The sequence below is a fragment of the Arthrobacter sp. MDT2-16 genome, assembly GCF_054510925.1.
The window spans coordinates 1-24,769 of sequence record NZ_JBTNDP010000003.1; the positions used below are offsets into that span (position 1 = coordinate 1).

Annotated in this window: 18 protein-coding genes; 4 read left to right on the plus strand and 14 right to left on the minus strand. The window is 69.8% G+C overall.

What is annotated here, in order from left to right; translation table 11 throughout:
- Positions 1–391: 391 nt before the first annotated feature.
- The 3 genes from glgB to ACX80N_RS06620 are packed head-to-tail and all read right to left on the minus strand — an operon-like array spanning position 392 to position 7,997.
- The gene (gene glgB, locus ACX80N_RS06610; RefSeq protein WP_459338766.1) at positions 392–4,198 is read right to left on the minus strand and encodes a 1,4-alpha-glucan branching protein GlgB; all 3,807 of its coding nucleotides are present in this window, start codon (positions 4,196–4,198) and stop codon (positions 392–394) included.
- Positions 4,195–5,961, minus strand: coding sequence for a maltose alpha-D-glucosyltransferase (treS, locus tag ACX80N_RS06615; protein ID WP_459338767.1), 1,767 nt, complete (start codon positions 5,959–5,961; stop codon positions 4,195–4,197). The genes glgB and treS overlap by 4 nt, the downstream gene beginning before the upstream one ends.
- Positions 5,961–7,997, minus strand: a complete 2,037-nt coding sequence (locus tag ACX80N_RS06620) for an alpha-1,4-glucan--maltose-1-phosphate maltosyltransferase (protein ID WP_459338768.1) — start codon at positions 7,995–7,997, stop codon at positions 5,961–5,963. The genes treS and ACX80N_RS06620 overlap by 1 nt, the downstream gene beginning before the upstream one ends.
- Positions 7,998–8,130: 133 nt before the next feature.
- Here ACX80N_RS06620 and glgP point away from each other — a divergent pair, with 133 nt between their 5' ends.
- Positions 8,131–10,743 (plus strand): alpha-glucan family phosphorylase, encoded by a 2,613-nt coding sequence (gene glgP, locus ACX80N_RS06625; protein WP_459338769.1) that lies wholly within the window; start codon positions 8,131–8,133, stop codon positions 10,741–10,743.
- Positions 10,744–10,987: 244 nt separating this feature from the next.
- Here glgP and glgX read toward each other — a convergent pair whose 3' ends face one another.
- The 6 genes from glgX to ACX80N_RS06655 all read right to left on the minus strand — a co-directional run bounded on the left by glgX (position 10,988) and on the right by ACX80N_RS06655 (position 17,720).
- The gene (gene glgX, locus ACX80N_RS06630) at positions 10,988–13,090 is read right to left on the minus strand and encodes a glycogen debranching protein GlgX (RefSeq protein ID WP_459338770.1); all 2,103 of its coding nucleotides are present in this window, start codon (positions 13,088–13,090) and stop codon (positions 10,988–10,990) included.
- 10 nt (positions 13,091–13,100) lie between these two features.
- Positions 13,101–14,081 carry a 23S rRNA (guanosine(2251)-2'-O)-methyltransferase RlmB gene (rlmB, locus tag ACX80N_RS06635; protein WP_105032635.1) on the minus strand — a complete coding sequence of 327 codons (981 nt, stop codon included), beginning with the start codon at positions 14,079–14,081 and terminating at the stop codon, positions 13,101–13,103.
- Between the two features lie 111 nt (positions 14,082–14,192).
- Positions 14,193–15,659, minus strand: coding sequence for a cysteine--tRNA ligase (gene cysS / locus ACX80N_RS06640; RefSeq protein ID WP_459338771.1), 1,467 nt, complete (start codon positions 15,657–15,659; stop codon positions 14,193–14,195).
- 118 nt (positions 15,660–15,777) lie between these two features.
- Complete coding sequence (ispF, locus tag ACX80N_RS06645; protein ID WP_459338772.1) at positions 15,778–16,335, minus strand: 2-C-methyl-D-erythritol 2,4-cyclodiphosphate synthase; 558 nt, start codon at positions 16,333–16,335, stop codon at positions 15,778–15,780.
- Between the two features lie 31 nt (positions 16,336–16,366).
- Entirely contained in the window at positions 16,367–17,167 is an 801-nt protein-coding gene (ispD, locus tag ACX80N_RS06650; RefSeq protein ID WP_459338773.1) for a 2-C-methyl-D-erythritol 4-phosphate cytidylyltransferase, read from the minus strand.
- Positions 17,168–17,237: 70 nt separating this feature from the next.
- Positions 17,238–17,720: a CarD family transcriptional regulator gene (locus tag ACX80N_RS06655; RefSeq protein ID WP_104049001.1), complete on the minus strand. Its 483-nt coding sequence runs from the start codon at positions 17,718–17,720 to the stop codon at positions 17,238–17,240.
- Between the two features lie 257 nt (positions 17,721–17,977).
- Here ACX80N_RS06655 and ACX80N_RS06660 point away from each other — a divergent pair, with 257 nt between their 5' ends.
- Positions 17,978–18,562, plus strand: a complete 585-nt coding sequence (locus ACX80N_RS06660) for a hypothetical protein (protein WP_459338774.1) — start codon at positions 17,978–17,980, stop codon at positions 18,560–18,562.
- A gap of 93 nt (positions 18,563–18,655) precedes the next feature.
- Here ACX80N_RS06660 and ACX80N_RS06665 read toward each other — a convergent pair whose 3' ends face one another.
- Together ACX80N_RS06665 and ACX80N_RS06670 are read right to left on the minus strand one after the other, a co-directional pair.
- Positions 18,656–19,336: a response regulator transcription factor gene (locus ACX80N_RS06665; RefSeq protein WP_105032630.1), complete on the minus strand. Its 681-nt coding sequence runs from the start codon at positions 19,334–19,336 to the stop codon at positions 18,656–18,658.
- Positions 19,333–20,586, minus strand: coding sequence for a sensor histidine kinase (locus ACX80N_RS06670; RefSeq protein WP_105032629.1), 1,254 nt, complete (start codon positions 20,584–20,586; stop codon positions 19,333–19,335). The genes ACX80N_RS06665 and ACX80N_RS06670 overlap by 4 nt, the downstream gene beginning before the upstream one ends.
- A gap of 163 nt (positions 20,587–20,749) precedes the next feature.
- Between ACX80N_RS06670 and phoU the strand changes: the two genes are divergently transcribed.
- Positions 20,750–21,409: a phosphate signaling complex protein PhoU gene (gene phoU, locus ACX80N_RS06675; RefSeq protein ID WP_105032628.1), complete on the plus strand. Its 660-nt coding sequence runs from the start codon at positions 20,750–20,752 to the stop codon at positions 21,407–21,409.
- Positions 21,410–21,476: 67 nt separating this feature from the next.
- On the opposite strand, the gene ACX80N_RS06680 is transcribed toward phoU, so the two are convergent.
- Positions 21,477–22,223 (minus strand): phosphoglyceromutase, encoded by a 747-nt coding sequence (locus ACX80N_RS06680; RefSeq protein WP_105032627.1) that lies wholly within the window; start codon positions 22,221–22,223, stop codon positions 21,477–21,479.
- 112 nt (positions 22,224–22,335) lie between these two features.
- Between ACX80N_RS06680 and ACX80N_RS06685 the strand changes: the two genes are divergently transcribed.
- On the plus strand, positions 22,336–23,136 hold the full coding sequence (locus tag ACX80N_RS06685; RefSeq protein ID WP_459338775.1) for a class I SAM-dependent methyltransferase: 801 nt from the start codon (positions 22,336–22,338) through the stop codon (positions 23,134–23,136).
- 22 nt (positions 23,137–23,158) lie between these two features.
- Here the strand turns inward: ACX80N_RS06685 and ACX80N_RS06690 are convergent, their stop codons facing one another.
- Both ACX80N_RS06690 and ACX80N_RS06695 read right to left on the minus strand, forming a co-directional pair.
- Entirely contained in the window at positions 23,159–23,488 is a 330-nt protein-coding gene (locus ACX80N_RS06690) for a DUF2516 family protein (RefSeq protein WP_105032625.1), read from the minus strand.
- A gap of 97 nt (positions 23,489–23,585) precedes the next feature.
- Entirely contained in the window at positions 23,586–24,767 is a 1,182-nt protein-coding gene (locus ACX80N_RS06695) for a trans-sulfuration enzyme family protein (RefSeq protein WP_459338776.1), read from the minus strand.
- Between the last annotated feature and the right edge of the window lie 2 nt (positions 24,768–24,769).

The window sequence follows — 24,769 nt, forward strand, 5'->3', positions numbered from 1 at the left end:
CCAGCCAAAAAAACCAGCCACCACACAGAATGCGGCAACCAGCAAATTCAACCAATCAAAAAACAATCGGTATCAACAAACTTGGCACACTATTGAGTTCTCAAACAACAGCAGCTACCGGCACCAAACACAACCAAACCGTCATGTCCTCGCTCCGAAGCAACTTCACAAGCCTACCCCCGCCGCTTCCGTTCTCCAAATCGGCCGGTTCCCACGTCCTGGACTCTGTTCCAGCCCTTACGGACGGGATCGGTACCCGGGTTCTGTGGTTGTCGGCCGACCAGATGACTTCATCAGCGCGGATATCAACAGTAGCACCGCCCATGGGTGGATGCAAAGCAGCGGCGGCTCCCTCTGCGAGGGAACCGCCGCCGTCGTCACGCGCGCCGGGTCAGGAGGTGGCGGGCTTCAGGTACAGCACACCGAGCGGCGGCACACGGACATCGCCGTATGCGGGCTGCCCGTTGTGGGCGCCCTCCCGCGCGGTGATCGGGGCGAGGTTCCCCACTCCGGAGCCGCCGAACTCCTCCGCGTCGGTGTTGAGGACCTCGGTCCACTCCCCCGCCCACGGCAGGCCCACACGGAACCCCTCGTGCGGGCCGCCGGCGAAGTTGGCGATACACACGATCGGGTTGCCCTGGTGGTCCCATCGGATGAAGGACAGCGTGTTGTGCTCGCCGTCGTTCTCGTCGATCCACTGGAAGCCGGCCGGCTCGTTGTCCCGCGCATACAGTGCCGGGGTCTCCCGGTAGAGGGCGTTCAGGGACCGGACCAGGTGCTGGACCCCCTTGTGCGACGGAGTCTCGGTGAGCCACCAGTCGAGGCTGTGCTGCTCGGCCCACTCGGCCTCCTGCGCGAACTCCGACCCCATGAAGATCAGCTGCTTGCCGGGGTGCGCCCACTGGAACGCGAGGTAGGCGCGTACGTTGGCCAGTTGCTGCCAGCGGTCGCCGGGCATCTTCCGCAGGAGCGAGCCCTTGCCGTGCACGACCTCGTCGTGGCTGATGGGCAGCATGAAGTTCTCGGTGTACGCGTACACCATGGAGAATGTGGCCTTGCCGTGGTGATGCACCCGGTTGATCGGGTCCTCGGAGATGTACTCGAGGGTGTCGTGCATCCAGCCCATGTTCCACTTGATGCCGAACCCGAGGCCGCCGGCACTCGTGGGCCGCGTGACCCCGTCGAAGGCCGTCGATTCCTCGGCCACCATCACGATGCCCGGAGCCCGCTTGTAGGCGGTCGCGTTGACCTCCTGCAGGAAGGAGATGGCCTCGAGGTTCTCCTGGCCGCCGAACTTGTTCGGACGCCACTGACCCTCCTCGCGGGAGTAGTTCAGGTACAGCATCGACGCGACGGCGTCGACGCGGAGGCCGTCGATGTGGAACTCCTCGAGCCAGTACAGGGCGTTCGCGACCAGGAAGTTGCGGACCTCCCGGCGGCCGAAGTCGAAGATCAGTGTTCCCCAGTCACGGTGCTCACCGAGGAACGGGTCGCCGTGCTCGTACAGCGTGCCGCCGTCGAAGTTCGCCAGCGCCCAGGCGTCCTTCGGGAAGTGGGCGGGGACCCAGTCCATGATCACGCCGATCCCGGCCTGGTGGAGCTTGTCGATCAGGTACTTGAAGTCGTCCGGCGACCCGAAGCGCGAGGTCGGCGCGAAGTAGGACGTGACCTGGTAGCCCCATGAACCGCCGAACGGGTGTTCCGCGACGGGCATGAGCTCCACATGGGTGAAGCCCTGCCAGGAGACGTACTCCACGAGCTGCTCGGCCAGCTCCCGGTAGCTCAATCCCTGGCGCCATGAACCGAGGTGCACCTCGTACACGCTCATCGGACCGTTGTGGGGGTCGGTGGCCGCGCGGGCCTGCATCCACTCGTCGTCCTCGAACGTGTAGGTGGACTCCACGACCTTGGAGCCGGTGAGCGGCGGGATCTCGGTACCGCGCGCCATGGGGTCGGCCTTCTCGCGCCACTGTCCGTCGCTGCCGAGGATATGGAACTTGTAGCAGGTACCTGCGCCGGCCCCGGGGATGAAGATCTCCCAGATCCCCGAACTGCCGAGGGCGCGCATCGCGTTGACGCTGCCGTCCCAGCCGTTGAAGTCACCCATGACCTGCACGGCACGGGCGTTCGGGGCCCAGACCGCGAAGGACACGCCCTCGATGTCACCGAGCACGGACGAGTAGTGGCGGACGTGCGCACCGAGCGCCGTCCACAGCGTCTCGTGGCGGCCCTCGCCGATCAGGTGCATGTCGATCTCGCCGAGCGTCGGCAGGAACCGGTAGGGGTCGTCGACGATGACCGCATCGCCCTCGTAGGTCACCTCGAGCCGGTAGTCGGGGACATGGCCGGGGTTCTCGGCCCGGAGCGCTCCGACCCAGATGCCGTTGTGCTCGTGCGTCAGCTCGGTGCGGCCCGTGCCGGTGACGACGACGACGGACCGGGCCAGGCGGCGCAGCGTCCGGACGGTGACGACGTCGTCGTCGTTCAGGTGGGCGCCCAGCACGGCATGGGGCTGGTGGTACACGCCCTCCGACACCTGCTGGAGGACGGACTGCTCCACGGGCGCGGGAGTGGGACGTGCGTCCGCGGCCTCGGCGGACGTCGCCTTCCCGGAGGGGGAGCCGACCTCGCGTGCCTTGTCGGCGACCTCGGCGGTCGCGGCCTTCGCCTTCTCCGCCACGGCCTTCGCGGTTCCGGCGACGGCCTTCGCGGCTTTCGCGAGGGGTGCCTCGCCGGCGCCGTCGTCGGGCCCGGACTTCTTCGAAGATTTCATGTCAGCTGCTTTCGTTGCGTCCGCACCGGGCTGGTTCCCCAGCGCGCGTCGGACATCCCGGACGGGCATCTCGACCCAGTCCGGCCTGTTGCGGATTTCGTAGACGACCTCGTACAGGGCCTTGTCGAGCCAGAGCGCCCGGAACAGCGGCCCCGTGGTGTCCACGGGCGCCCCGGCCTCCTCGGCGTATCCCGCGAGGAAGGCCTCCCGGGCGGCGTCGGACCACTGCTCGGTCACGGCGGCCTCGGACGACCGGACGGGGGCCGCGCCACGCGATGCCGCTGCGTACTCGAGGGACCGGACCATCCCGACGACGTCGCGCACGGGGACGTCGGGGACGCTGCGCTCGGCGGTGGGCCGGAGCGGCTCACCTTCGAAGTCGATGACGAGCCACGTGCCGTCGGGGGCCTGCAGCACCTGGCCGAGGTGGAGGTCGGCATGGATGCGCTGCAGCGGAGGGATGTCCTCCAGTGTCTCGATCTGGCGGAGGATGCTGTCCACCTCGTCGCCCAGGGGACCGACGGCGTCGCCTGCCTCCTCCCAGGCCCACCGGATGCGGTGCGCGAGGGAGTCCTTGAACTCCTGCGCCTCCGCCGCGGTGGCCGTGCGGCTGCCGAATGCGCCGTCGAGCTGACGGTGGATCCTCGCCACGGCACGGCCGAGCCCACGCGCCTCGTCCGTGAAATCGGTGGCGGCCGACGCCGCGGCCGACGCGGTGCGCCAGGCGTCGGTACTGCCCTCGACGAAGTCGCGCAGCACGCTGACGTGACCCGTCACGTGGTGGCCCGGCTCGCCGTGCGGTTCCTGCCATGTGCCCGTGATCCAGCCGAACGTGTCGGGGGTGTCGGTGGATCCGCCGGCGGTGAGGCCGGCGCTGATCTGCACGTCCGGGCTCTCCCCTGCGGCGAGCACCCGGAAGAACTTGACGATCATCGAGCCCGCACCGGACCCGTAGACCACGGAGGTGTTCGACTGCTCGCCCTGCAGGACCTTCACGGGCTGGACGGTGCCCGGTTCCTGGTCCGCGGGCGCCTTGATGACGACGCCGGTCAACCGGCCGTCGGGCGTTGCGGCACCGGTGAGGAGGAAATCGACCCAGAGGCGCACGAAGTCGGCGTCCTGGGTCGCGTCATACGCCCATCGGGTCCCCAGCTCAGGATGCTCCACCTGCCCGATGAGGCCCGCTGCGGCGTCCTCGAGCGGTGCGGAGCGGTAACTGATCGGCACGCTGACGACGTCGGTGCGCCGCCCGGAGTCGACGGCCAGGAAGTGCACCTCGAAGCCCGCGGCGCCCGAGGGGTCCTCGAGGACCGTCCCGCCGACGACCGTCAGATCCACCGACGGGCCCTTGGCCGGGAACCACCGCTGGGACGGGAGCCATTCGGTGAGGATCTCCGGGACGAACGGCACGTGGGCCGCCGTCATCTGGTGGCCTCCGACATCGCGATGACGGGCATCGACTGGGTGTGCGGCGAGGACGTGTTGGAGCTCGCCGAGCGCACCCGCAGCCAGAAGAAGTCGTGGCTGCCCAGGGTCAGGGTCATCTCGCCGTCCTCGGCGAACGCCGGGAAGATCGAGCCGCCGAACAGGTCCCGCAGGCCGCGGCCCGCGAACTCCGGCAGGCGCATGTGTGCCGCGACGGGGTGCTGCGAGAGGTTGAAGACGCACAGCACCGACTCCGCCGGCTCCCCCTCGGCGTTGTCCTCGTCGACCTCCCGGACGAAGGCCAGGACGTGCTCCGACTCCACCGGGACGTTGCGGTAGGCACCCAGGCCGAAGGCCGGGTGCGCCTTGCGCACCGCGAGCATCTGGCGGACCCAGTGCAGCAGCGAGCTGGACGTGGCCATCTGCGCTTCGACGTTCACGTGGTTGTAGTGGTAGACGAGCGACTGCACGACCGGCAGGTACAGCTTGCCGGGGTCCACCGGGGAGAAGCCGGCGTTGCGGTCCGGGTTCCACTGCATCGGGGTCCGCGAGGCGTCGCGGTCCTCGAGCCAGATGTTGTCACCCATGCCGATCTCGTCCCCGTAGTACAGGAAGGGGCTTCCGGGCAGGGACAGCAGCAGGGCGTGGATCAGCTCGACCTCCGCACGGGAGTTGTCGAGCAGCGGGGAGAGACGACGGCGGATGCCCACGTTGGCGCGCATCCTGGGGTCCGGCGCGTACCAGCCGAGCATCGCCTCGCGTTCCTCGTTGGTGACCATCTCGAGGGTGAGCTCGTCGTGGTTGCGCAGGAAGGTGCCCCACTGGGCGCCCGCGGGGATGTCCGGGGTGTCCTTCATGGTCTCGATGATCGGGGCGGCCTTCTGGTCGCGCAGCGCGTAGAAGAGCCTCGGCATGATCGGGAAGTGGAAGGACATGTGGCACTCGGGGGAGTCCTCGTCACCGAAGTACTCGACCACCTCGTCCGGCATCTGGTTGGCCTCGGCGATGATCACGCGGCCCGGGTAGTTCTCGTCCACCATCTTGCGGAGCCGCTTGAGGAACTCGTGGGTCTTCGGCAGGTTCTCGCAGTTGGTGCCCTCCTCCTCGAACAGGTAGGGGATGGCGTCGGCCCGGAAGCCGTCGATGCCCTGGTCGAGCCAGAACTTCACGACGTCGAAGATGGCCTCCTGCACCTTGGGGTTCTCGAAGTTGAGGTCCGGTTGGTGGCTGAAGAAGCGGTGCCAGAAGAACTGCCGGCGCACCGGGTCGAACGTCCAGTTCGACTCCTCCGTGTCCACGAAGATGATGCGCGCGTCCTCGTACTTCTCGTCCGTGTCGCTCCACACGTAGAAGTCGCCGTACGGGCCCTCGGGATCCCGGCGTGACTCCTGGAACCAGTGGTGCTGGTCGGAGGTGTGGTTCATGGGCAGGTCGATGATGACCCGGACCCCGCGCGCGTGTGCCTCGGCGACGAGCCGCTTGAAATCGCCGAGGGAGCCGAACTCGTCGAGGACGTCGTAGTAGTCCGAGATGTCGTACCCGCCGTCGCGCAGCGGCGACTTGAAGAACGGCGGGAGCCACAGGCAGTCCACGCCGAGCCACTGGAGGTAGTCCATCTTCTCGATGAGACCCGACAGGTCACCGGAGCCGTCCCCGTTTGCATCGGCGAATCCCCGGACCAGTGCCTCGTAGAAGACCGCCTTGCGGTACCAGTGGGGGTCGTGGGCCAGTCCAGGTGCATTGAGCTGGAAGGGGTTGGGCACTAGTGCTGCCTCCTGATCGAGAGAATGTGGGCGGGTTCCACGTGGGGATCGAGCCGGACGTAGTTGTGCTCGCCCCAGGTGAAGGTCTGACCCGTGACGAGGTCGTCCACGAGGAACATACCGTTCCCGTCGAGGTCGGCGGCGTCGAGGGCGAGCTGCCCGAGATCCAGCGACACCGTGCTCTCCCGCGTGCTATGCGGGTCCACGTTGACGACGACGATGATGGTGTCCTTGCCCTCCGCGGTCTGCTTGGTCTTGACGAAGACCACGGTGGCCGGATCGGTGCTGCTGTGGACGGTGAGGTTCTCGAGGTCCCCGAGTGCGGGGTGCGCCCGGCGGATCGCGTTGAGCCGGGTGATGAAGGGAGCCAGGGAGCGGCCCTCCGCCTCGGCGGCGGCGTAGTCGCGGGGGCGGTACTGGAACTTCTCGTTGTCGATGTACTCCTCGGCCCCGGGCCGGGCAACATGCTCGAACAGTTCGTAGCCCGAGTACACGCCCCAGAGCGGGCTGGCCATGGAGGCGAGCACGGCGCGGATCTTGAAGGCGGCCGGTCCGCCGTACTGGAGGTACTCGGTGAGGATGTCGGGCGTGTTCACGAAGAAGTTGGGCCGGAAGTACGCCGGGGACACCTGGCTGATCTCGGTGAAGTACTCCTCCAGCTCCGTCTTCGTGTTGCGCCACGTGAAGTAGGAGTACGACTGCTGGAACCCGGCGCGCCCGAGGGCGTGCATCATCGGCGGGCGCGTGAACGCCTCGGCGAGGAAGATCACGTCGGGGTGCTTCCTGTTCACCCGCGCGATGAGCCACTCCCAGAACTGCACCGGCTTGGTGTGCGGGTTGTCCACGCGGAAGATCTTCACGCCGTGCTGGATCCACATCAGGACGATCCGCAGGACCTCCTTCGACAGGCCCTTCGGGTCGTTGTCGAAGTTGATCGGGTAGATGTCCTGGTACTTCTTCGGAGGGTTCTCCGCGTAGGCGATGGATCCGTCCACGCGCGTGGTGAACCATTCGGGGTGGCTCTCGACCCAGGGGTGGTCGGGTGCGGCCTGCAGGGCCAGGTCCAGCGCGACCTCGAGATCCAGCTCGTTGGCCCGTGCCACGAAGGCGTCGAAGTCCTCGAAGGTGCCGAGGTCGGGGTGGATGGCGTCGTGGCCGCCGTCGGCCGACCCGATCGCCCAGGGCGAGCCGGGATCGGCGGGGCCGGCCGTGAGCGTGTTGTTGGGTCCCTTGCGGTGCGTCCGGCCGATCGGGTGGATCGGCGGCAGGTACACGACGTCGAAGTTCATGGCCGCGACGGCGTCGAGCCGCTTCGTCGCCTCGCGGAAGGTGCCCGAGGTCCACTCCGCCGTCTCGGGGTTGTAGGTGGCGCCCTCGGACCGGGGGAAGAACTCGTACCAGGCGGCACGTCCCGCCAGTTCGCGCTCCACGAGGATGGGGTACGCCGGCGAGACGGTCACGAGCGAACGGATGGGCTGGCGGGCGATGGCCTCGTGGATCTGGGGGGTGAGCCCTGACGCGAGGCGGGCCTCGACGCTCCGGGTGGTGTCGGCCAGCGCCTCGGCGGTGCGGCGGAACAGTGCCGCGTCGCGGGCGGTCCGTTCGCCTGCCGCTCGGGTGAAGAGGGCGGCGCCCTCCATGAGCATCAGCTCGACGTCGACGCCGGCGGCGATCTTGATGGTGGCGTCGTGCTCCCAGGTTCCGAAGAGGTCCGACCACCCTTCGATGGTGAACGTGTGCAGGCCCCTGGTGCGGGGGGTGAGGGTCCCGGCCCAACGGTCGAGGCCTGATCCGACCGGCGTCATGCGGACGCGCTGCACCTCCTTGCCGCGGGGATCCTGGAGGACGGCGGACACGCCCAGCTGGTCGTGCCCCTCCCTGAAGACGGTGGCACCCACGGCGATGTCGGAGCCCGGGATGCCCTTGGCGGGGAAGCGGCCGTCCTCGATGACGGGACTGACCGCCGTGATGGGGATGCGGCCGAAGCGCAGGCCCTCGGGATACTGGGCATTTCGGTTCTGATCGGTAGTGGTCACCCGAGTCACGTTAGCGAGTTATGGACCGAATTGCTAAGGAGGCTTGGCGTAACGTCAAGGCCTTTCCTGTAACACGCAAGCGTTTACGCAGCGGCCTCCCTCAGGCGCGAACAAGTGCGCTACCGTTTCCGGGGTGAAGGCCATCCGTAGATTTACCGTCCGAACCGTCCTCCCCGAGAACATCGCCCCGCTGGGCAAGCTCGCGGGCAACCTGCGCTGGTCGTGGCATCTGCCGACCTCGCGCCTGTTCGAGGAGATCGACCCCGCCCTCTGGGACGAGAGCGGGCACGATCCGGTGTCCTTCCTCGGCTCCGTCACGCGGGAGCGGCTGCAGCAGCTCGCGGCCGACGAGAAGCTGGTGCGGCGCATCCAGGAGGTCGGCGCCGACCTCGAGAGCTACCTCACCGAACCGCGCTGGTACCAGAGCCTCGGCGAGGACGCTCCCCGCAGCATCGCCTACTTCTCCCCCGAGTACGGCATCAGCGCCGTCCTCCCCCAGTACTCCGGCGGCCTCGGCATCCTGGCCGGTGACCACCTCAAGTCCGCCTCCGACCTCGGCGTCCCCCTCATCGGCGTCGGCCTGCTCTACCAGGCCGGCTACTTCAAGCAGTCCCTCTCCCGCGATGCCTGGCAGCAGGAGACCTACCCCGTGCTCGACCCGGACGGGCTGCCACTGACGCTCCTCCGTGAGGAGGACGGCTCCGCCGCGAAGGTGGTGTTGCCCCTGCCCAACGGCCGGCAGCTGTCGGCGCACATCTGGCGCGCCGACGTCGGCCGGGTCCCCCTCCTGCTCCTGGACTCCAACGTCGCCGAGAACGACGACGCCGCGCGCGACGTCACCGACCGCCTGTACGGCGGCGGCGGGGACCAGCGCCTCCAGCAGGAGCTGCTCCTCGGGATGGGTGGCGTCAAGGCGCTGCGGATCTTCCAGCGACTCACCGGGACACCCGCCCCGGAGGTGTTCCACACCAACGAGGGTCACGCCGGGTTCCTCGGCATCGAGCGCATCCGCGAACTGATGGATCCCTCCAACGCGTCGCCGATGAGCTGGGAGGAGGCGCTCACCGCCGGCCGCGCGTCCACCGTGTTCACCACCCACACCCCGGTACCGGCCGGCATCGACCGCTTCGACCGCGCCCAGATCGAGCACTTCTTCCACGCCGGTCTCGCGCCGTCCGTGCCCACGGATCGCGTGCTGGCCCTCGGGGCGGAGAACTACGCGGACGGCGATCCGACGAAGTTCAACATGGCCGTCATGGGCCTGCGCCTGGCGCAGCGCGCCAACGGCGTCGCGAAGCTGCACGGTGAGGTGTCCCGCGGCATGTTCTCCGGTCTCTGGCCGGGCTTCGACTCCCGCGAGGTCCCCATCACGTCGGTGACCAACGGCGTGCACGTCCCGAGCTGGGTCGACCCCCAGATCGCCGACTTCGCCCGCAGCCACTTCGGCGCGGAGTCCATCCTCGATCCCCAGTGGGACAAGGTCTACGACGTCCCGGACACGGACATCTGGGCGCTGCGCCGGAGCCTCCGCTCCAACCTGGTCGACGACGTCCGCCAGCGCCTGCGCTCCTCGTGGAAGAAGCGCGGGGCCGCCGACGCCGAACTCGCCTGGACCGACTCCGTCCTCGATCCGGACGTCCTGACGATCGGGTTCGCCCGCCGCGTGCCGACGTACAAGCGCCTCACGCTGATGCTGCGCAACCCGGCCCGGCTCAAGGCGCTGCTGCTGCATCCGGAGCACCCCATCCAGCTCGTGATCGCCGGCAAGTCGCACCCCGCCGACGAGCAGGGCAAGCGCATGATCCAGGATCTGGTGCGCTTCACCGACGACCCCGAGGTTCGCCACCGCATCGTCTTCCTGCCCAACTACGACATCGCGATGGCCCGCACGCTCTTCCCGGGCTGCGACGTCTGGCTGAACAACCCGCTGCGCCCCCTCGAGGCCTGTGGTACCTCGGGGATGAAGGCCGCGATCAACGGCGGCCTCAATCTGTCCGTCCTCGACGGCTGGTGGGACGAGATGTACGACGGCGACAACGGCTGGGCCATCCCGACCGCGAACAACGGCGCGTCCGCCGACGAGCGCGACGACATCGAGGCCGCGGCCCTGTACGACCTCCTCGAGACCCAGGTGGGGCCCCGGTTCTACTCGCTGGTTCCCGCGGAGGGTGCCGGTGCGGCCGGACCGTCCGAGCTCTCGCAGGACGGCGTCCCGCACCAGTGGATCGCGATGATCAAGCACACGATGGCGACGCTCGGACCCGCGGTGTCCGCGGAGCGCATGCTGCAGGACTACGTGGACAAGCTCTACCGACCCGCCTGGCGCGCCGGGCAGGAGGCCGCCGCGGACTCGTTCTCCCTCGCGAAGAGGACGGCGGCCTGGCGCTCCCGTGTCCAGGGCAGCTGGCCGGCCGTGCAGGTGGAGCACGTGGACTCCACGGGCGTCTCCGAGGATCCGCAGATCGGGGACTCGCTGACCGTGAACGCCTACGTGTCGCTCGGCGGGCTGAACCCTGACGACGTGTCCGTGGAGGTGGCCTACGGCCGCGCCCTCGAGAGCGACGAGCTGAGCGACGTCACGGTCGAGGACCTCGAGGTGGCCGAGAGTCTGGGCAGCGGACGGTACCTGTTCACGGGCGCCATCCGGATCGACCACTCCGGGTCCTTCGGGTACACCGTGCGTGTGCTGCCCAAGCACTCGACCCTCGCCACGAGGGCCGAGCTGGGACTCATCGTCAACGCCTGAGCAGTCCTCCGGACGACAGGAGCCCGGGACCGTACGGTCCCGGGCTCCTGTCGTCCGCGGATACTGTCTGTTCCCTCAGGACCGGCTGATCCCGGAGGCCGTCGGCCCCGTCGTCGTTCCTGGTTCCTGCGGTCCGGCTGCGGGCCGTGCCCGGATCAGCTGCTGATGGGCGGGCCCTCGCGCCGGGAAGGTGGGAACGACGGCGGGGGCACAGGCCGGAGCAGGCGTCCCGCCACGGGCTGCGTCAGCAGCGGTAGATGCGCACCGAAGCGGCTGCCACCGTGTCTCTGTCGCCCGCGTGCAGCCGCCTCGTGCCCGGGATCGGGCCGGGGGCTGCGGAGTCGAACGTGGGACTGAACCAGCGTGGCGGGTCTCCCTCGGTGCCCTCGCCCTGGGCGGTCCATGCCGAGGGCAGGTGGATGCGCGTGTCCTCGAGGGAGCCGTTGATCACCACGAGCCCGTTGATCCTCCCGCCCGTCGACGCGAGGAGGAGCTGCACCGTCCTGGTCCGCGGGTCGTTCCATTCCTGGGCCGTCATCGGCAGGCCTGCGGTGTTGAACCACAGCAGCGTGGACTGGTCGCCGCGGGAGGGGAACGTGGGGGGCTGCCCGGCGAGGAAGTCCCTGCGGATGGACAGCAGCGTGCGGGTCGCGTCGAGCATGCGGCGCGATGCGGCGTCGTCGGGCCAGTGCACCCAGGCGAGCTCGTTGTCCTGACAGTAGGCGTTGTTGTTGCCGCCCTGCGTCCGCCCCAGCTCGTCCCCTGCGGTCAGCATGGGGACGCCCAGCGAGATGAGCAGCGACGCCATGATGTTGCGGGCGCTGCGCTCGCGGCGGGCCAGGATCGCCTCGTCCTCGGTGCGCCCCTCGGCCCCGTGGTTGTAGCTGTGGTTGTCGTTGTGGCCGTCGCGGTTGCCCTCGCCGTTGGCCTCGTTGTGCTTGCGCTCGTAGGAGGTGAGGTCCGCGAGGGTGAAGCCGTCGTGCGCGGTCACGAGATTGACCGAGGCGAGCGGGTTGCGGCCGGACGGTGCGAAGGTCTCGGTGGAACCGGCGAGGCACCCGGCGAGGCGCGCCGGCGAGGATCCTGTGTCTCCGCGCCCGATGGCGGCGACGTCGTGCAGCCAGAAGTCGCGGACGGTGTCGCGGAAGCGGTCGTTCCAGTCCGCCCAGCCCACGGGGAACCGGCCGGTCTGCCAGCCGTCGGGCCCGATGTCCCACGGCTCGGCGATGAGCTTGGTGCCGCGGAGGGTGCGGGAGGCGCCGACGGCCACGAGGAACGGGTGCCTCGGCGTGAACGCATTGTGCTCGTCGCGGGAGAGGGTGACGGCGAGATCGAAGCGGAAGCCATCGATCTGGAACTCCTCCACCCAGTACCGCAGCGAGTCCAGCGCGAACTCGACGACCCTGGGCTGGGAGAAGTCGAGGCTGTTGCCGCAGCCGGTCGTGTCGACGTACCGGCCCGCGGAGTCGTGCCGGTAGTAGTCGAGGTCCCCCAGCCCGCGCCAGCACAGCGCGGGGCGGTGCTGGTCGCCTTCGGCGGTGTGGTTGTAGACGACGTCGAGGAGGACCTCGAGGCCCGCCTCGTGCAGCGTCCGGACCATGCCCTTGAACTCGTCGAGCACGGCCGAGGGTCCTGCCGCCCGCGCTGCGTCGGTGGCGTAGTCGGTGTGGGCCGCGAAGAACCCGAGGGTGTTGTAGCCCCAGTAGTTGCTGAGGCCGAGGGGTTCGAGGTGCGGTTCGTCGATGTGGAAGTGGATCGGGAGGAGCTGGACGGCGGTCACGCCGAGGTCGCGGAGGTACCCCACCATGGCTGGGTGGGCCAGTCCGGCGTAGGTCCCGCGGAGCTCCTCGGGCACGTCGGGGTGGAGTTTCGTGAGCCCCTTGACGTGGGCTTCGTAGATGACGGTGTCCCGCCACGGGGTGCGGGGGCGTTCGCTCGCGCCCCAGTCGAAGGCGTGCTCCAGGAACACCGAGTAGTAGGAGCGCGACGAACCCTCGTCCGTCCCTGCATCTGTCCGGACGGTCTCGATCGCCCGGGCGTAGGGGTCGAGGAGCAGCTGTGCCTTCCCTGCCGGGCCGGGCAGGTCCTGGCCCGTGGGCCAGAAGGCGTACGGGGCGCCGGGCGCCAGGGGACCCACGACGCCGTGGTGGACGCCGCCGTCGAGTCCCACGAGCGTCTCGGAGGTCCAGGAGCCGTCCGTGCGGCGCCAGTGGACGTCCATGGAGGTGACGGCGGGCGCCCAGACCGCTGCGTTGGCATGCGTGTCCGACCCCCAGTCGCCCTTGACGGCGTGGAGCCCGAGCGGGAACTCCCGGGAGGCGGGTGGCAGCGGTGCGGGGTTCGTCATGCGCGGCCGGTCAGGAGGAACGCTGGCGGGACACCTCGTAGAGCGTGATTCCCACCGCCATCGACGCGTTGAGCGACTCCATGGCGGAATCGATGGGGATGGACACGATCTGGTCGCAGTTCTCGCGCACGAGCCGGGAGAGACCCTTGCCCTCCGAACCGACGACGATGCAGATGGGGTCGCGGCCGAGCGAGAGCTCGGGCAGCGAGACGTCGCCGTCGCCGTCGAGCCCGAGGACGAAGATGCCCTTGTCCTTGAAGGCCTTGAGCGCCGAGTTGAGGTTGCCCACGCGGGCCACGGGCACGCGCACGGCGGCACCGGCACTGGTCTTCCAGGCTGAGGCCGTCACACCGACCGAGCGGCGCTCGGGCACGATCACGCCGTGGCTGCTGAAGGCCGACGCCGAGCGGATGATGGCGCCGAGGTTGCGGGGGTCGGTGATGCCGTCCAGTGCGACGAACAGCGGGGCGTTGCCGATGTGGCCGCGCCGGTACCGCTCGATGGTCTCGTCGACGAGGTCCAGCGCGTCGGCGTACTCGTAGGGTGGGATCTGCAGCATGAGTCCCTGGTGCACCGCGCCGTCCGTCATGCGGTCGAGTTCCGGTTTGCCGGTCTCCATGACGGGGATGCCGCGATCGGCGGCCATCTTCAGCGACTCGCGGACGCGGTCGTCCATCTCGATCCGGATGGCGACGTGGAGGGCCTTCGCGGGGATGCCCGCCCGCAGCGCCTCCACCACGGAGTTGCGGCCCGTGACGACTTCCTCGGCGGCCTTGCCCTTGGTGCGACCGGTGCCTGCGCCCTTGCCGTCCCGCTTGGCTGCCGAGCGCTCCGCGAGCTCCTTGTTCTTGTACGCCTTGTGGTACGGGCGGTCCTCCGCCCTCGGGGTGGGTCCCTTGCCCTCGAGCGACTTGCGCCCGTGGCCGCCGGTGCCGATGGTGGGGCCCTTCTTCGTTTTGCGAACCGCGCCTGGACGTCCGTGACTGGCCATGGAAGAACACCTTCATAGATAGAGGAAGAATCACCTCCAGTTTACGCGGAGGCGGTGGTCCGCCCCGGCACGTGCATCAGCACGTGCCGGGGGCGGACCGGAAGGGAGCCGCTAATCCCCTGCGAGCGACCAGCGGACGCCGTCCGCGGAGTCCTCGAGGGTGATGCCGGCGGTGGTGAGCCCGTCGCGGATGGCGTCGGCCTGCGCCCAGTCCCGGGCCCGCCGCGCCTCCGTCCGGGCGACGATCCGGTCCTCGACCAGGGCTTCCAGCGCCCTCGCGGCCGCGCCGCCCGCGGCCGACCCTGCGACGGCGTCCCCGGCGTCGTCGAGTCCGAGGACCGCCGTCATGGCGGCGACGGCGCCGAGGTTCGCCCTCGTGGCGTCGTCCTCGCCCGCCGCGAGCGCGGTGTTCCCGCTGCGCACCGTGGTGTGGAGCACGGCGAGGGCCTGCGGCACGTTGAGGTCGTCGTCCATGGCGTCCGCGAACGCGGCAGGGAGGTCGACGGCACGGACGGGGCCGCGCGTCGGGGCGCCTACCCGCGCGGAGGCCTTGGCGATGAAGCCGTCGATGCGCGCGACGGCCGCGGCGGCTTCCTGCAGGGACGTCCCGCGGTAGTCGAGCACGGAGCGGTAGTGGGCCTGGCCGAGGTAGTAGCGCACCACGCGGGGGCCTGCGGCGTCGATCATCTCCTGGGGGCTGACGGTGTTGCCGATCGACTTCGACATCTTCTCGCCGCCGTAGGTCACCATCCCGTTGTGCATCCAGAAGCGGGCGAACGCGTGTCCGGCGGCCTGGGACTGCGCCATCTCGTTCTCGTGGTGCGGGAACCGCAGGTCGAGGCCGCCGCCGTGGATGTCGAACTCGGTGCCGAGGTACTTCGTGACCATGCTCGAGCACTCGAGGTGCCAGCCGGGGCGGCCAGCACCCCACGGACTCGACCAGGAGGCGCTCGTCGGGTCCGTGTCCTTCGAGCCCTTCCACAGCGCGAAGTCGCGCGGGTCCTTCTTCCCCCGGGGGTCGGCGTCGGGCGCGGCCTGCATGTCGTCGATGTCCTGGCGCGTGAGCGAACCGTAGGAGGGCCAGGACCTGACGTCGAAGTAGACGTCGCCGGAGCCGTCCGGCGCGGGGTAGGCGTGACCGCGGTCGATCAGCAGCTGGATGAGGGCGTGCATCTCGGGGATGTGGCCGGTGGCGCGCGGCTCGTACGTGGGCGGGCGGACGCCGAGGGCCGCATACGCGCGGTGGAACTCCCGCTCGAATCGGTACGCGAGAGCCCACCACTGCTCCTCGGGCACCACGGACGGGTCCTCCCCGCCGGCGCCCTCCCGGAACGAGTCCTCGGACTTGGCGAGGATCTTGTCGTCGATGTCCGTCACGTTCCGCACCACCGTGACGCGGAGGTCGCGTGCCTCGAGCCACCGCGTGAGCTGGTCGAACGCGATCGCCGACCGCACGTGGCCGACGTGCGGCATGCCCTGCACCGTGGCACCGCAGTAGTAGAGGCTCGCCCTGCCCGGCTCGAGGGGTTGGAAGGGGCGCACCTCGGCGCGGGCTGTGTCATAGAATCGCAGGCTCACCGGTCCAGATTACCCGGAGGCCGCGGACGGTCGGCGTCGCAGGAACAGGCCGTACCGCCGGCGCGGCGGGGCGGGCCAGGCGTTCCGGGGGCGGGCGGGTCCACCCGGGTGGGTGCTCTCAGCGCTCCGACACCGGGGCGGTCGCGTGCTCCGGTGCGGCGGACGTGCCGCGGGGGCGCGCGCGCACGACGACGGCGGTCGCGATCGCGGCGATGCCCTCCCCCCGGCCGGTCAGTCCGAGCCCGTCGGTGGTCGTGGCGGAGATGCTGACGGGGGCTGAGGCGGCGTCGGACAGGACCGCTTCCGCCTCGGCACGGCGGGGTGCGAACTTCGGCCGGTTGCCGATGAGCTGGACGGCGATGTTCCCGATGTCGAACCCGGCATCGCGCACGATCGAGGCGGCGGCCGCGAGCAGCGTCGCACCCGGGGCGCCGGCGTACTCGGGACGGTCGGTGCCGAAGTGGGTGCCCAGATCGCCGACACCCGCGGCGGAGAACAGGGCGTCCGCTGCGGCGTGCGCCACGGCGTCGCCGTCGGAGTGGCCCGACAGCCCCCGCTCCCCGTCCCAGAGCAGGCCCGCGAGCCACAGCGGAGCGGGGGCTTCCTCGGGTGCGAAGGCATGGACGTCGACGCCGATCCCGGTCCGCGGGAGATGGGTGTGCTCGCTCAGGTACATGGCCGCTCCTGGTGCTGGTAGGGGTGGGGGCTCAACCGGTCACGCCGGGGACGCCGGCGGAACCCCGACCGGACGTACGACGGCCGTGCTCGGGACCGGGCGCAGCCCCGGATGATCCCGGTGCGAGCACGGCCTCGGCGATGACGAGGTCGAGGGGGGTGGTGACCTTGAAGGCGAGGGGGTCCCCCTCGACGACCCGCACCGCCGATCCGCGCGCTTCCATCAACATGGCGTCGTCGGTGATCGTGGGATCGTCCGGGTCGATGTCCGCGTGCGCGGCACGGAGCATCCCGGCGTCGAATCCCTGGGGGGTCTGCACGGCGCGCAGCGCGGAACGGTCGGGCGTCGCCGTGACGATGTCGCCCTCCACCACCTTGACCGTGTCCACCACCGGCAGCACCGGGATGACGGCGGGGGCGCCCGCGGCGACGGCGCCGGCAACGCGCCGGAACACGTCCGGAGGCGTGAGTGCACGGGCGGCGTCGTGGACCAGGACCACGCCGGCAGACGGCGGAAGGGCCTCGAGTCCCGCGCTCACGGAGGCGGTCCGGGTGGTGCCGCCGGTCACCGCGAGGATCGTCGGTGATCCCCCGGCCCGCCCGGCGGCATCGGCGACCACGGCGGACAGGACGGCGTCGTCCTGCGGGAGGACCACGACCACGCAGGCTGCGACCTCCGACGCGACGACCGCGGCGAGGGAGTGCTCCAGGAGGGTGCGCCCGGCGCAGAGGACGCGCGCCTTCGGTATCCCCTGCCCCAGCCGCTGCCCCGAGCCGGCGGCCACGATGACGACGCCGACCTCGGCGCGGACGGCAGGCTTCTTCTCGGACACCCCGTCACCCTATGCCAGGGGAACGCAAAAGAGGGACCCGAGGGTCCCTCTTCCGTGGCCGGCCCGTCCCCTAGGAGGCGAGGACGTCGTCGAGGACGCTGGCAGCCTTTTCTTCGTCCGTCTTCTCCGCGAGTGCGAGCTCGGAGATCAGGATCTGCCGCGCTTTCGCGAGCATCCGCTTCTCTCCGGCCGACAGTCCGCGGTCGTGGTCGCGGCGCCACAGGTCACGGACCACTTCGGCGACCTTGATGACGTCGCCGGAGGCGAGCTTCTCGAGGTTGGCCTTGTAGCGGCGCGACCAGTTGGTGGGCTCTTCCGTGAATTCGGCTCGTAGGACGTCGAACACGTGCTCGAGGCCTTCCTTGCCGACCACGTCGCGAACCCCTACGAGGTCAACGTTCTCTGCTGGTACTTCTATCGTCAGATCACCCTGTGCCACCTTGAGCTTGAGATACATCTTCTCTTCGCCCTTGATGACGCGCATCTTGATCTCTTCGATCTTGGCTGCGCCGTGGTGAGGGTAGACAACTGTTTCGCCGACCTCAAAAACCATGTGGACTTTCCCCTTTCCCGGGAACCAGTTTATCACGGTAACGACACGCCGACTCCGCGTTTTCGCAGGTCAGACGGCCGAAACAAGGGGAAAGAACTATGATGCGCCCCTTGACGAGGGCGCATTCCCGTGATCCGGGGCCCCGGTGTCCGACGGATCCGACACCACGCTTCGGCGGTCTTGCCGATAGTCTGTTCGGTAGGTCCGCTCCGGATTACCCATCTGTCCCACCTGTTGAACCCCCAGGAGTTTGTGCTGTGAATAGTGCACCGAAGAACCGAGTGCAGCAGGCCGTTGCTGCCGGCGCCGTGCTGCTGACGCTGGGCGTCTCGGGCTGCAGCTTCACCGTCGACCAGTCGACGACGGCGCCGTATGCGGCGTCGGACGGCATCGTCAAGGACCTCGGACCGGTACTCCTGCGCAACATCCTCATCGTCGGTCGCGACGACGAGACGGCCGGCCGCCTGGTCGGGACCGTGTTCAACACCAGCGACGAGCCCGTGGACCTCTCCATCCGCGCCGGCGGTGCATCCACGAGCATCACGATCGACGGCCAGGGCCAGTTCAGGTTCGAGGAGGAGTCCTCCGACGACGCCACGCTCGACGGCGTCGAGGACATCCCCGGCTCCCTGATCGACGTCGAGTTCGACGTCGAGGGCGAGCAGGCCGTCTTCGAGGTGCCGGTCCTCGACGGCACGCTCGAGGAGTACCGCGAGTACGTTCCCGGCGGTTACACGCCGCGTCCCAGCGAGCCCGCCGCGACCGAGGAGGCCGCGGAGGGCGAGGGCGGCGCTGCCGGGGGTGGCACCACCGGAGGCGGCGAAGCCGAGGGCGGGCACTAGCCCCGTCGCGGGACCGCATCGACGCAGAACTGCCCGTCCCCGGGGAATCGGGGGCGGGCAGTTCTGCGTCCGGAGGCGGTCCGACGGCGGCGGTCAGGGCTCGTACTTGTACCCGAGGCCGCGGACGGTGATGAGGTACCGCGGGTTGGACGGGTCCGGCTCCACCTTGCCGCGGAGGCGCTTGACGTGCACGTCCAGGGTCTTGGTGTCCCCCACGTAGTCCGATCCCCAGACGCGGTCGATTAGCTGCCCGCGGGTCAGGACCCGGCCGGAGTTCCGGAGCAGCATCTCGAGCAGCTCGAACTCCTTCAGCGGCAGCGCCACCTGCTCGCCGTCGACGCTCACCACGTGGCGCTCGATGTCCATCCGGACCGGGCCCGCCTGGATGGTGTTGGAGATCAGCTCCTCGGGTTCGCCCTGGCGGCGGAGCACCGCGCGGACGCGCGCCACGAGTTCGCGGGAGGAGTACGGCTTGGTCACGTAGTCGTCGGCGCCGAGTTCGAGGCCCACCACCTTGTCGATCTCCGCGTCCTTGGCCGTCAGCATGATGACCGGGACGCTCGAGCGCTGGCGCAGCTGTCGGCACACCTCGGTCCCGGAGAGCCCCGGCAGCTGGAGATCCAGCAGCACGAGGTCCGCGCCGGAGCGGTCGAACTCGGTGATGGCATCGAGGCCGTTGTCCACGACGGACACCTCGAAGCCTTCCTTGCCGAGGAGGTAGGACAGCGGGTCGCTGAAGGACTCCTCGTCCTCGACGATCAGAATGCGGCTCAAGCCTTGACTCCCTGCTCATGGGCAGCGGTGCTGCCCTTCTTCACTGACTTCCTGTCGGCGCCCTGTCCGGCACCCCTGCCCGCGTCGGTCGCCGATCCGCCCGCGGCGCCGTCGTCGTCGTCCGCGCTCGCCTCCATCTCGGGGAGCCGGACTGTGAACGTGCTGCCCTGCCCGGCCTGCGACCACACCGTCACCTCGCCGCCGTGGTTCGAGACGACGTGCTTGACGATGCTCAGGCCGAGACCGGTACCGCCGGTCTGCCGGGATCGCGCGGCGTCGATCCGGTAAAACCGTTCGAAGATGCGCTCCTGCTCCTCCGGCGTGATCCCGGTGCCCTGGTCCGTCACCGAGACCTGCACGAGTCCGTCACGGGATCGGACGCCGACCCCCACGCGCGTGCCCTCCGGCGAGTAGCGGATCGCGTTGTCGATGAGGTTGCGGAACGCCGTCATGAGCAGGTCGCGGTCGCCGAACACGGGCGCGGCCACGGCACCGCCGACCACGATCTCGATCCCCTTGCTCTCGGCGGGCAGCTTGTTGCGGTCCACGGCCTCGGCGATGACCGAGTTGATGTCCACCGCCTTGCCGCGGCGGACCACGTCGGCGCCCTGGAGGCGGGAGAGCTCGATGATGTCCTGCACGAGGGCCGACAGCCGGCCCGATTCCTTGTGCATGCGCTGCGCGAAGCGGCGCACCGCGACCTCGTCCTCGGCGGCGTCGTCGATGGCCTCGGCGAGGAGGGAGATGGCGCCCACCGGTGTCTTCAGTTCGTGGGAGACGTTGGCGACGAAGTCGTTGCGGATCTCCTCGGTCCGGGTGATCTCCGTGCGGTCGTCGGCGAGGATCAGGATGTACTCGGCGCCGAGGGCCGCGACGCGGACCTGGACCACGATCGTGCTCCTGCCGAGGGGCCCGCGGGGAAGCTCGAGCTGCTGCTGCTCGATCACGCCGTCGCGCCGCACGCGGGCCGTGAGCTCGAGCAGTTCCGCATGGACCACGGTGTGCCCGCGCACGAGACCGAAGGCGTAGGCCGCGGGACTCGCGCGGACGACGCCGTCGATCGCGTCCACGATCACGTAGGCCCTGCCGATGATGGACAGGACCTCCGCAGCGCCGTCGGGCAGGGACGGCTCGTCCTCGTAGAGGAGCCGGATCCGCTGCGCCTCGCTGGCGCGGAACGCCGCCATGCCGCTCACGCCGAGGGCCAGGCCGACCAGCCCGGCCACGAGCGTCAGGAGTAGGGGGTCCACGGACCTAGCTTATGCTCTGCCGTTTCCGGCCCCGCCCCATCCGGTGGCAATGGACAGGTGGTTCAACTAACGTTCACACAAAGCGGAGCATCAGTTCACCGACGGCTGGAAGGCTCGAGCGGGAGTGCACCGTTGGACAAGACGAAATGGGAAGGACGCCTACGTGCGTAAGGTTTTTCAGGCCGAGCTACATCAGATCGGCGAGGAGCTGATCGAGATCTCGCAGCTCGTGTCCGAGGCGATCCAGAGGGCCAACAGCGCCTTCCAGACCGCCGACACCGAGCTCGCGCAGGAGGTCATCGCCGCCGACGCGCGCATCGACTTCCTCCAGAACTCCCTCGACGAGCGTGCGATCGACATCCTCGCCCTGCAGGGTCCCGTGGCCTCCGACCTGCGCATGATCGTCGGCGCGCTGCGGATGAGCGCGTCACTGGAACGCATGGGGGACCTCGCCCGCCACGTGGCGCAGCTCGCCCGCCTGCGCTTCCCCGCGAACGTCATCCCCGAGAGCATCCGGGCCACCTTCGACGAGCTCGCCTCGCTCGACGTGGAGATCGCGGCGAAGGTCACGGAGCTCCTCGAGACACGCAACCTGGACCTCGGCAACGAGATCAACGTCGCCAACGCCCGTGTGAACGAGCTGCACGCCAGCGTGTTCCGCACTGTCGCGTCGGAGGACTGGAAGGAGAGCGCGCCGACGACGGTGGACGTCACCCTCGCGAGCCGCTACTACGAGCGCTTCGCCGACCACGGCGTCTCGGTGGCCCGGAAGGTCACGTACCTCGTCACCGGTGAGTGGCAGCCCAGCGCACCGCTGAACTGACCCACGACCGGACAGGAACGACGGCGGCCCCTTCCGGGGACCGCCGTCGTTCCTTTCTGCCGTCCGGCTAGTGCTTGCCCTGGTTCGCGACGGCTTCGATCGCCGCAGCCGCGGCGTCGGCGTCGAGGTAGGTGCCGCCGGCCTTGACGGGTCGGAGGTCCTCGTCGAGCTCGTAGACCAGCGGGATGCCCGTGGGGATGTTCACCGACGCGATGTCCCTGTCGCTGATGCCGTCGAGGTGCTTCACGAGGGCACGGAGCGAGTTGCCGTGCGCGGCGATCAGGACGGTCCTGCCGGCCTTGATGTCCACCGTGATGTCGGACTCCCAGTAGGGCAGGAAGCGTTCGAGGACGTCCTTGAGGCACTCGGTGCGGGGGACGTCGTCGCCGAGGTCCGCATACCGCGGATCGCCGGCCTGGGAGTACTCGCTGGCGTCATCCAGCGGCGGCGGCGGGGTGTCGTAGGACCGGCGCCATTCCATGAACTGCTCCTCGCCGAACTCGGCGAGGGTCTGGGCCTTGTCCTTGCCCTGCAACGCCCCGTAGTGGCGCTCGTTGAGGCGCCAGTTGCGCTTCACATCGATCCAGCTGCGGTCGGCGGCCTCGAGCGCGAGGTTGGCGGTGATGATGGCCCGCTTCTGCCGGGACGTGTAGACGATGTCGGGAAGGATCCCGGCCTCGGTCAGCAGGTGACCGCCGCGGGTCGCCTCCTCGCGGCCCTTCTCCGTGAGCGCCACATCCACCCAGCCGGTGAAGAGGTTCTTCTCGTTCCATTCGCTCTGCCCATGACGTAGCAGGATCAGTGTGTAGGTCATGGTCCCAGTCTGCCGTATCGGGCCCCGGCGGTCATGCTGCCGCCCCAGCGTTACGGGCTGCGGGAACGGGTCCCGTACCGGCGGTCCTGCGGCGGTGCCCTACCCTTGATGGGTGCCTCCGCGTCCCCGTCCCCCGAGACCTCTCGGGGCCATCACCCGCGGCACCACCAACCCCAACCGCCTCCGCCGCACGGACCGCTGGCTGGCGGGCCCCCAGGGCTACCGCCTCCGCCGCGCGGCCGATCCGCTCGTGGTGGACCTCGGCTACGGGGCCGCCCCCGTCACGGCAGTGGAGATGTTCACGCGCCTGAGGTCCGTGCGCGACGACGTCGAGGTGGTCGGGATCGAGATCGACCCCGCCCGGGTGACCGCCGCGGATCCCCTCGCCGTGCCGGGCCTCAGCTTCCGGCAGGGTGGTTTCGAGCTGCCGCTGGACGGCAGGAGGCCCACGGTGGTGCGGGCGTTCAACGTGCTGCGCCAGTACGCCGAGGACGAGTACGCCGCCTACTGGGACGAGGTGCGTACGCGGCTGGCGCCCGGCGGCCTGTTCATCGACGGCACGTGCGACGAGATCGGCCGGCGCTCGACGTGGATCTCGCTGACACGTGAGGGCCCGGTCTCCCTGAGCATCTCGCTGCGCTTCGGGGCGTTCGTCCTCCCGTCCGACGTCGCCGAGCGCCTGCCCAAGGCACTGATCCACCGCAACGTCGACGGCGAACGCGTGCACGGATACCTCCGCGCCCTGGACAGGGCGTGGCTCGACGCCGCACCGCTCGCGCCCTTCGGCAACCGTCAGCGCTGGCTGGCGACGTGCTCGGCCCTGAGGGCGGACGGCTGGCCGCTGCTGGACGGGCCGGCCCGGTGGCGCCTCGGCGAGATCACCGTGGGCTGGGACGCCGTCCGGCCGGGCTAGCAGCCGGGCGGACGGTATCGATCTACCAGGGTCCGTAGGGTCCGCTGCTGCCGCCGCGACCGGTGGTCTGGCTGACGGCGGGCTTCACGTCGGCGAGATACACGCAGGCGGCGATGATGGCGACGAGCTGGAAGATGTTGAAGCCGCCACGGCTGCTCAGGGCGGACAGCAGGCCCACGACGACGGCGCCTCCGGTGAGGGCGAGCCAGAAGCCCTTGGTCCGCTTGAAGGCGGCCTCGAAGGCCGTTCCGGGACGCCGCACGCAGTCGGTGAAGGCCCACACCTCGATGCCCAGCGCGATCAGGCCGAGCGCGAGGTACAGGTAGTACTGGGTTGCGTATACGAGAGCCACGCTGCCAGCTTAGCTGGCCCGCCCTCGGCGCCGCATCGCGGGCCCTGTCCCGACCGGTCGGGGTCGCCCCCGGCGCGGAACGAGCCGGGGCGCCGGATCAGAGCCCGCCGTCCCGCCCCGCGGCCCGGCGGAGCGCCTGGTCGAGGTCCGCCCACAGGTCCTCCGGGTTCTCGATGCCGACCGACAGACGCACGAGCGCCTCGGGCACCGTGAGCGGTTCGGCGGGCTGGCGCCGTCGTCGTTCGATCAGCGATTCCACACCGCCGAGCGAGGTCGCGGGAAGCCACAGGCGGACGGCGGCCACGAGGGCGTCGGCCGTGGCGACGTCGTCGAGTTCGATGCTGACGATGCCCCCGAAACCGTTGAACTGCGCGGCGGCACGCTCGTGGCCGGGGTCCGACGGCAGGCCCGGGTAGCGCACGCGGCGCACCGCCGGATGATCCGCGAGACGCAGTGCGAGCGACGCCGCCGTCCCCTGGCTCCGTTCCATGCGCAGGGCGAGCGTGCGCAGGCCGCGCAGCGCGAGCCACACCTCGAACGGTCCCGCGATCGCGCCGTACAGCGTCCGGTGCGCCAGGAGCCGCTCGCGCAGACCGGCGTCGGAGGTCACCAGGGCACCGAGGACGACGTCGGAATGCCCGGCGAGCCACTTGGTGACGGAGTGCAGGACGACGTCGGCACCGGCTTCGAGCGGCCGGTGGACGATGGGTGTGTTGAACGTGTTGTCGGCGACGACGACCGCACCGGCCGCGTGGGCGGCCGCGGTGAGGACGCCCAGCTCGGCGACCTCGAGCATCGGGTTCGTGGGGCTCTCGAGCCACAGCATCACGGAGCCGGCGTCGGGACGGGCGGCGAGCGCGGTGAGCGCCGCGAGGACGGCGGCGGTGTCGGCGATGTCCACCTGCACCAGCTCGAAGCGGCCCTGCGCGGCGAGGTCGGCGGCGAGGCCGAGCGACCCGGCGTAGGCGTGGCGCGGCATGACCACGGCACCGCCCGGGGGGACGAGGGACAGTGCGGCCGCGGCGGCTCCGAGGCCCGAGCCGAAGACGAGGGCCGGCAGGTCCGCACCCTCGAGGGCTGCGAGGGCCTCCTCGAAGGGGTCCCAGGTGGGGTTGGAACCGCGGGCGTAGATGCGGTCCCCGGGCTCGGGGGCGCGGGTCTCGTGGTACGTCGTGGTGAGGACCAGGGGCGGGTTGATGGGCGCGTCGTGCTCGCGGGGCGGCCTGCCCGCTGCGACGGCGAGGGTGTCGGGGGCGAGGTCGGAGCGCACGGAAGCCATCC